Origin of the sequence: Amycolatopsis kentuckyensis (assembly GCF_002155975.1) — a bacterium.
GTDB lineage: Bacteria > Actinomycetota > Actinomycetes > Mycobacteriales > Pseudonocardiaceae > Amycolatopsis > Amycolatopsis kentuckyensis.
The window spans coordinates 1-7,995 of sequence record NZ_MUMI01000393.1 but is presented as its reverse complement, the minus strand read 5'-3'; the positions used below and the strand labels follow the sequence as shown (position 1 = coordinate 7,995).

Annotated in this window: 7 protein-coding genes; 6 read left to right on the top strand and 1 reads right to left on the bottom strand. The window is 73.1% G+C overall.

The window, feature by feature from the left end; translation table 11 throughout:
* Nucleotides 1–166: 166 nt before the first annotated feature.
* Complete coding sequence (locus tag CCN39_RS32955; protein ID WP_086848647.1) at nucleotides 167–526, top strand: hypothetical protein; 360 nt, start codon at nucleotides 167–169, stop codon at nucleotides 524–526.
* On the opposite strand, the gene CCN39_RS32950 is transcribed toward CCN39_RS32955, so the two are convergent.
* Nucleotides 523–1,098 carry a TetR/AcrR family transcriptional regulator gene (locus CCN39_RS32950; RefSeq protein WP_086848645.1) on the bottom strand — a complete coding sequence of 192 codons (576 nt, stop codon included), beginning with the start codon at nucleotides 1,096–1,098 and terminating at the stop codon, nucleotides 523–525. The genes CCN39_RS32955 and CCN39_RS32950 overlap by 4 nt on opposite strands.
* 195 nt (nucleotides 1,099–1,293) lie before the next feature.
* Between CCN39_RS32950 and CCN39_RS32945 the strand changes: the two genes are divergently transcribed.
* The 5 genes from CCN39_RS32945 to CCN39_RS32925 all read left to right on the top strand — a co-directional run.
* Nucleotides 1,294–1,746, top strand: coding sequence for a (2Fe-2S)-binding protein (locus CCN39_RS32945; protein WP_086848644.1), 453 nt, complete (start codon nucleotides 1,294–1,296; stop codon nucleotides 1,744–1,746).
* On the top strand, nucleotides 1,733–2,695 hold the full coding sequence (locus CCN39_RS32940) for an FAD binding domain-containing protein (protein WP_086848642.1): 963 nt from the start codon (nucleotides 1,733–1,735) through the stop codon (nucleotides 2,693–2,695). Before CCN39_RS32945 ends, CCN39_RS32940 begins: the two co-directional genes overlap by 14 nt.
* Nucleotides 2,692–4,875 (top strand): xanthine dehydrogenase family protein molybdopterin-binding subunit, encoded by a 2,184-nt coding sequence (locus tag CCN39_RS32935; RefSeq protein ID WP_086848640.1) that lies wholly within the window; start codon nucleotides 2,692–2,694, stop codon nucleotides 4,873–4,875. Before CCN39_RS32940 ends, CCN39_RS32935 begins: the two co-directional genes overlap by 4 nt.
* A 201-nt stretch (nucleotides 4,876–5,076) precedes the next feature.
* Complete coding sequence (locus CCN39_RS32930; RefSeq protein ID WP_086848638.1) at nucleotides 5,077–6,507, top strand: carboxylesterase/lipase family protein; 1,431 nt, start codon at nucleotides 5,077–5,079, stop codon at nucleotides 6,505–6,507.
* A 288-nt stretch (nucleotides 6,508–6,795) separates the two neighbouring features.
* On the top strand, nucleotides 6,796–7,995 hold a 1,200-nt coding region (locus CCN39_RS32925; protein ID WP_086848636.1), incomplete at its 3' end, for a sensor histidine kinase.

The window sequence follows — 7,995 nt, the reverse complement described above, 5'->3', positions numbered from 1 at the left end:
CCGCCCACCTGGGGCGCGCCGCGCGGCGCGCCCCAGGTGGGCGGTGCCTCGATGCCGTCCGGACCGCACCTTCAGTCCCGACCCCCGCGATCACCGGGCACCCGCAACCGGAACACTCTTCTCCGTTTTCCGGTACCGTGGCGGCAACCCTTCGAAGGAGGCTGCCGTGGGGTATCGAGGCCCGCTCCCGAAGAACGCCGTCAACCGCGTCAACACCTGTGTCGGCGCGCTCCGGACGTCACCGCGGTGGGGGTCGCTCGTGCGCCGCCACCTCACCGAGATCACCTACACCGGCCGGCGGTCGGGGCGCACCTTCAGCACGCCGGTCGGCTACCGGCGGGCGGGCGATGTCGTCACCATCGGCGTGCGGCTGCCCGACGCGAAGTCGTGGTGGCGGAACTTCACCGGCGACGGTGCGCCGCTCACCCTCGAACTCGACGGCTCCGGGCGCACCGGGCACGCCGTCGCCCGGCGTGATGCGAAGGGCCGGGTCACCGTCACCGTCCGTCTCGACGGCGACGCCTAGCCGGGCTGCGCGGCCAGACCGTGCCACAGCAGATCGGCGAGGTCCGCCGCGTCGCGTCGCCAGTCGCCGTTCGGGTCGAGCCACAGCAGGCCGCCCAGGCCGCGCATCACCAGGACCGGGCTCAGGCCGGGGCGGACCGTGCCGGCCTCGACGTTGGCTTCGAGCATCGCCGACACCGCGCCGAGCATGTCCTCCCAGGCGTCGCCCGGCAGCTCGCCGCGGGCCGCCGTTGCGGTGCGCAGCGCGTCGGCCAGGCCTTTCTTCGTCATCATGTAGTGGGCGACGTGGTCGGTCACCCACAGCCGGAGCGCTTCGTCCGGGGCGTGCTTCTCCAGCAGCACCGGCACGATCTCCACGATGTGCCGGACCTCGCGCCGGTAGACCGCCAGGATCAGCGCCTCCGGGGTCGGGAAGTGCCGGTAGACCGTGCCGACGCCGACCTCGGCGTGCTTGGCGATCGCGTTGAACGAGACCTCGCCCGTGTCGGCCAGGGACGCCGCCGCGGCGGCGAGGATGCGCTCGTGGTTGCGCCGCGTGTCCGCGCGGCGCGGGCTGACCGATCCGGTCGTCATCGTTCCTCCCGGTGGTCGTGCCGTCCCGCTGAATCTAGCCGAGCCCTGGAGCTGCTCCAGCCCGCCGGGCTCGTTGCCAAGCGGATTGTAATCCGCTAGCCTCGCGACCGAGTGAAGCGGATGAGTATCCGCTCCCGCCCTTCACCGCCCCACCACACCGTCGGGCAGACCGCCCGGCTCCGCGGAAAGAGACCAGTGGACATCTCACTCGAAGTCAACGGCACCACCGAACACTTGGACGTCGATCCCGGCGTCACACTCCTGGACGCGCTGCGCGAGCGCCTCGCCGTCACGGGCCCGAAGAAGGGCTGCGACCGCGGGCAGTGCGGCGCCTGCACCGTGCACGTCGGCGGCCGGCCCGTGCTGTCGTGCCTCACCCTGGCGGCCACCGTCAAGCAGCCCGTGACGACTGTCGAAGGACTGTCCACAGAGGACAGCATGCACCCGGTGCAGCAGGCGTTCGTCGACCAGGACGCCCTGCAGTGCGGGTTCTGCACCGCCGGGCAGATCATGTCGGCGGTCGCCGCCGTCGAACAGGACGTCGAAGACGTGCGGGAGTTCATGTCCGGCAACCTCTGCCGGTGCGCGGCCTACCCGAACATCGTCAAGGCGGTCGAGCAGGCGAGGCGGGCCGATGCGTCCCTTTGAGCTGACCGCACCCACCACCGTCGAAGCGGCGGTCGCCACGTCCGGCACCTACCTCGCCGGCGGGACGACCCTGGTCGACCTCATGAAGCTGGACGTCCTGACCCCGCAGCACGTCATGGACATCAACGACGTGCCGTTGCGCGGCATCGACACCACCGACGGGCTGCGCTTCGGCGCGCTCGAGCGGATGAGCGCCATCGCCGCGCACCCCGGCGTCTACCCGGCGATCTCGCGGGCCCTGCTGCTGAGCGCGTCCCAGCAGCTGCGGAACATGGCCAGCATCGGCGGGAACCTGCTGCAGCGCACCCGCTGCTCGTACTTCCGCGACGTCGCCATGCCGTGCAACAAGCGCGTTCCCGGCAGCGGCTGCCCCGCGCTCACCGGCGCGAACCGGATGCACGCGATCCTCGGCACGAGCGAGTCGTGCGCGGCCACGCACGCCAGCGACGTCGCCGTCGCCCTGGTCGCGCTCGACGCCCGCCTGCGGCTGGCGGCCGAATCCGGCATCCGCGAAGTCGCGCTGCGCGACTTCTACCAGCTGCCCGGCGACACCCCGGCCGTGGAGAACGACCTGCGCCCCGGCGAACTGATCACCGAGGTGCTCGTGCCGCGGCTGGACTGGGCCGCGAACTCCACCTACGTCAAGGTGCGCGACCGGCAGTCCTACGAGTTCGCGCTGTGCTCCGCCGCGGTCGCGCTGGACGTCCGGGACGGGATCGTCGCCGACGCCCGGGTCGCGGCCGGCGGCGTCGGGACGGTGCCGTGGCGGCTGCCGGCCGTCGAAGAGGCGCTGCGCGGCGGCCCGGCGACCGAAGCCGCCTTCGAAGCGGCCGCGGCGGTGGCCGCCGACGGCGCGCAACCGTTGTCCGAAAACGGGTTCAAGGTGCCGCTGCTGCGGCGGACCATCGTCCGGGCACTGCTCGAACTGACCGAGGGGAACTCCCGATGATCACCCGGCTGGACGCGCCGCTGAAGGTCACCGGCGGCGCCAAGTACGGCGCCGACCACACCTTCCCCGGCATGGTCTACGGCTACGTCCTGCTCAGCACGATCGCCCACGGCGAGATCGAGGCCGTCGACGCCACCGAGGCGAAGAGCGCCCCCGGCGTGCTCGAGGTGTACACGCCGTTCGACCCGCTGACGCTGGACACCCCGAGCCTGCCGGTGTTCGGCGAGACGTGGGTTCCGTTGCAGGACAAGGAAGTCACCTACTACGGTCAGCCGATCGGCTTCGTCGTCGCGGAGACGTTCGAGCAGGCCAGGGACGCCGCCGCCCTCGTCGAGGTCGCCTACCGCGAGCGGCCCGCCCGCACCTCGCTCACCGAGTTCCTCGACACGGCCGAGATGGCGCCGCCGACGTTCAACGGCGCTCCCCCGGAGATCGAGGTCTTCGAAGACGGCGTCGAATCCATCGATGCCGCCCTGGCCGCGAGCCCGGTGGTCGTCGAGGCGACCTACACGACCGCGACGCAGCACCACGCCGCGATGGAACCGCACTCCGCGGTCGCGGTGTGGGACGACGGCGAGCTGACCGTCTACAGCGGCAACCAGGCCTCCGACATGCAGGCGACGGAACTGGCCATCGCGCTCGGCCTGCCGCGGGAAGCCGTCCACGCGGTCAACCCGTTCGTCGGCGGCGCGTTCGGCGGCAAGGGGCGGACGTCCACGCCGGCGTTCCTGGCCGCGGCGGCGGCCCGCGCTCTGGGCCGCCCGGTGAAGGCCGCGCTCACCCGCGAACAGGTCTTCACCGCCACCGCCGGCCGGGCCTCGACGATCCAGAAGCTCGCGATCGGCGCCGAGCCGGACGGCACCCTGGTCGCCCTGCGGCACGACTCGTGGTGCCACAGCGACACCGCGCGGTCGTTCGTCGAACCGACGTCGCACGGCACCTCGCGCGAGTGGTACGCGACCAGGAACCTGTCCATCACCCAGAAGGTCGTGCCGCTGAACGTCCCGCCGACGACGTTCATGCGGGCCCCGGGCGAGGCGCCCGGCTCGTTCGCGCTGGAGAGCGCGATCGACGAGCTCGCCGTGAAGCTGGGCATGGACCCGATCGAGCTGCGCGTCCGCAACAACTCGACCGCCCCGCCCGGCCACGACCTGCAGTGGTCGAGCAAGCACCTCGACGAGTGCTTCCGCATCGGCGCGGACCGCTTCGGCTGGGCCCACCGCCCGGCGGGCTCGCGCACCGACGGCGACTGGCTCGTCGGCATGGGCGTCGCCACCGCGGTGTTCCCCGCCCTGCGGTTCCCGGCCACCGTCGGCATCACCCTGCGGGCGGACGACACCGCCGACGTCGCGACGAGCGGCGCGGACCCGGGCACCGGGCTGCTGACCGTGCTCTCCCTGGTGGGGGCCGAATCGCTGGACATCCCGGCGGACCGGATCACCCCGCGCCTCGGCGACTCGACCCTCCCGCCGGGCGGCATGTCGGGCGGCTCGACGGCGACGGCAAGCGCGGGCACGGCGATCATGCTCGCCGCCGCCAAGGCGATCGACGAACTGACCGCGCTCGCCGCCGATCCCGGCGCACCGTTCGCCGGGCGCCAGGTCACCTACGCCGACGGCCGCGTCTTCGCCGACGGCGAGTCGATGACCTTCGGCGAGCTGCTGCGGGCCGTGGGCCGCGAAACGCTCGAGGTGACCGGGACGTCGGCGCCCGGCGAGGAGATGACCAAGCACTCCTTCGCCTCGTGGGGCGCCCAGTTCTGCGAAGTCCGGGTGCACAAGTGGACGCGCGAGGCGCGGGTCTCCCGGATGCTCGGGGTGTTCGACGCCGGCCGGATCATCAACGACAAGGCGGCCCGCAGCCAGATCATGGGCGGCATGATCTGGGGTGTCTCGGCCGCGCTGCACGAGGGCCTGGAGATCGAGGCGAGCGGCCGGCTCGCCAACGGCGACTTCGCGAGCTACCTGCTGCCGGTCAACGCCGACATCCCGGAGGTCGGCGTTCACTTCGTCGAGTACCCCGACACCCTGCACAACGCGGTGGGCGCGCGGGGCCTCGGCGAAATCGGCACGGTCGGCATGGCGGCGGCGGTGGCCAACGCCGTGTACAACGCCACCGGCATCCGGGTCCGGCACATCCCGATCACCATCGAGGACCTCCTCGAAGGCCTCGAAGACTGAGGTTCGCGGGCAGGGCGTTCCCGGACGCCCTGCCCGCGCCGCAACAGGAATTCACGGTGTCGTCGCGCGCTTGGTCAATCCGGGCCCGGCGCCGTTATCCATCCGCGACAACCTCGGAGACGGAACGCCCATGACGGCGGCCCGTCCGCGGTCCTAGGCTGACGGGCACTTCCCCCGACAGTCCACGAAGGGACCCCCCGCATGACCGACCCCGTCGTCCCCACCACGTCCGGCGCGGTCCGCGGTCAGGTCACCCCCGCCGGCGTGGCGCTCTTCCGGGGCATCCCGTACGCCGCCGCGCCCGACGGCGAGCTGCGCTTCGCCGAGCCCGTCCCGGCACCACCGTGGGAGGGCGTCCGCGACACCCGGAGACCGGGGCCGACGGCGCCGCAGCGCCGTCACGACGTGCCCGGCCTCGACCTGACCCCGCTCACCGGCACCGGCTGGCGCCCGGGACCGGAGTACCTGACGGTCGACGTCTGGACCCCGCAGCCGGGCGCCGCTTCCCTGCCGGTGCTGGTGTTCGTGCACGGCGGCGCGTTCCTCGGCGGCGCCGCGTCCGCCGCGGTCCACGACGGCACGGCGTTCGCCCGCGCCGGCGCGGTACTGGTGACGGTCCAGTACCGGCTCGGCATCGACGGCTTCCTCCCCCTGGACGGCGGGGCGACCAACCTCGGCCTCCGCGACCAGCTCGCCGCCCTGCACTGGGTGCGGGAGAACATCGCGGCGTTCGGCGGCGACCCGGCCAACGTCACCCTCTTCGGCGCGGCTTCGGGCGCGGTCAGCGTCGCCTGCCTGCTCGGCTCGCCCCTCTCGACCGGGCTGTTCCGGCGCGCGATCGTCCAAAGCGGACACCCGGACATGGTCCGCGACGGCGTCCAGGCCCGGCGGCTGGCCAAGGTGGTCGCCGACGAGCTGAAGGCGGAACCGACGGCGGAGGCGTTCCGCAAGGTGTCGACCGAGCAGCTGCTCGACGCCCAGGACGCGGTCCTCCGCCCGGGCGGCGCCCCCGACCTCCGCGACGCACTGGGTTACGACCGCGGCTACGGCTTGAGCCCGTTCCTCCCGGTGACCGGTGACGACGTCCTCCCGCAGCACCCGGCCAAGGCGATCAAGGCGGGCGCGGCCGGCGACGTCGATCTGATCGCGGGCAGCTGCAGCGAAGAGATGCGGCTCTACCTGGTCCCGACCGGCGCGCTCGAAGCGGTTACCGACGACCAGGCGGTGGCCTCCCTGGCGGTGTCCCACCCGGACCCGGCGGGCGTGCTGTACGCGTACGGCCTCGGTTCGGGCCGCACCGCGGGCGAGGTCCTGGTCGAGGCCCTGACGGACCTGGTCTTCCGCGACGGCGTGCGCGACCTGGCCGAAAACCACACCGGCCGGACGTTCCGGTACGAGTTCGAGTGGGGTTCGCCGCTGCTCGAAGGCAGGCTGGGGGCGTGCCACGGGCTGGAGCTGCCGTTCGTGTTCGGGGCGCTGGACGCGCTGTCGGGACCGCGAGGCCTGCTCGGCGAGAACCCGCCGCACGAGCTGGCGGCGGAGTTGAACGGCGCCTGGCTCCGCTTCGCGACGACGGGATCGCCGGGCTGGGCGGAGTACACGGGCGAGGACACGATGTTCCACGCGTACTGACGGCGGCGCGGGCCCGGTCGAGTGCTGGTGCCCCGCCGCCGGCTCGGCCCGCTCACGAATCCGGCCGCCCGAACGCTCCGCGGCAGCCACACCCTGATCCCGTCTCGGCCCACCGCACCCGCGCCGCAACCCTGTGCCACCGCCACCACGCCCTGTGCGACCGGCAGATCACGAAGCGGTCGATGGCTTTGCTCCAGCGGGCTGGCTCCGGGCCGGGACGGTTGACTATCCCCCTGCCCCGCTGCCAGGCTCAGGCCGCCCGGACGGCCGGATGAATGGGGACCACCGATGCCCGAGGCGGGCTCTGCCGCACCGCCACGCGCTTTCGTCCGCACGCTGTTGCGCAGCGGCACACCCGCGGAACCGGCCGAACCCGTTGGCGACGGCGGCGACCTCACCGCCGTCGGGGACGCGACGCTCGCCCGTGCCTCGCGCTACTGGGTTGCCGTGCCGCTGGCCTACCGGGCCGCCGCGTTCGTCAAGGTGTTCATCGGGTTCACCGCCTCGAACGGCGTGCTGGGGCTCGGGCCGGTGCTCGGCGCCACCGTCTTCGCCGTCGCGGCCAACACCGCCGCCGTCGTCTGGGTGCTGCGCTCGGGCGGCCTGCGGGCCCGGCGCACCGGCCGCGCCCTCGGTCTGGACCTTTCCCTCGGCGTGGTCCTCAACCTCGTCGTCGCGATGACGGCGCCGGCCGCGATCCAGCCGTTCGCCGTCGACGTTGCCTGGACCTGGCTGGTCGGCTCGGTCGCCATGTGGGCCGGCACGTCCGGGCTGCCCGCCGCGCTGTGGCTGTTCGCCGCCGCCGTTCCGTTCCGGGCCCTGCTGACCCTGGCCGGCGGGCTGCCGCTGAGCCACCAGCTCGCCCTGACGCGGTCGATCGGCTGCATGGTGGCGCTCGCCGTGGCGATCGTGCTCGCCGTGGCGATCCTCATCCTGCTCGGCGTCGGCACGCGGTTCGCGGTGGACATCGGGCTGCGGCGCGGGCGCGAGGCCGAGCGCCGCCGGACGCGGCGCATCATGCACGACAGCGTGCTGCAGACCCTCGAAGCGCTCGCCATTTCGGCACCGGGTGACGACGCCCAGGCCGTCACGCGGCTCTCGGAGCTGCGGTCGGTCGCCAAGGCGGAGGCGGCCGAGCTGCGCCGCCGGATCACCGAGCCCGTGCCGACCGGGCCGACGCGCGGGTTCGCGGTCGAACTCGCCGACGTCGCCACCGAACTCGCGCGCGACGGCTTGCGCACGCAGCTCGTCGCCGCGGATTTCGCCGACGACCACAAAGTCTCGCAGGACCGGCGCACCGCGTTGTGCGAAGCCGTCCGGGAAGCCTTGCGCAACACGGTGAAGCACTCGGGGACGAAGCAGGTCGTGCTGCGCGTGGAGCAGCGCGACGGCGGGATCGCGGTGGTGGCCCGCGATCAGGGCCAGGGCTTCGACGTCCGCGACCGGCCCCCGGGCTTCGGCATCAGCCAGTCCATCATGGCCCGGCTG

What these genes read in the sequence shown, in the direction of transcription:
- CCN39_RS32930 (WP_086848638.1), top strand. Translation starts at nt 5,077, where the DNA reads ATGACCGACCCCGTCGTCCCCACCACGTCCGGCGCGGTCCGCGGTCAG.
- CCN39_RS32940 (WP_086848642.1), top strand. Translation starts at nt 1,733, where the DNA reads ATGCGTCCCTTTGAGCTGACCGCACCCACCACCGTCGAAGCGGCGGTC.
- CCN39_RS32950 (WP_086848645.1), bottom strand. Translation starts at nt 1,098, where the DNA reads ATGACGACCGGATCGGTCAGCCCGCGCCGCGCGGACACGCGGCGCAAC.
- CCN39_RS32935 (WP_086848640.1), top strand. Translation starts at nt 2,692, where the DNA reads ATGATCACCCGGCTGGACGCGCCGCTGAAGGTCACCGGCGGCGCCAAG.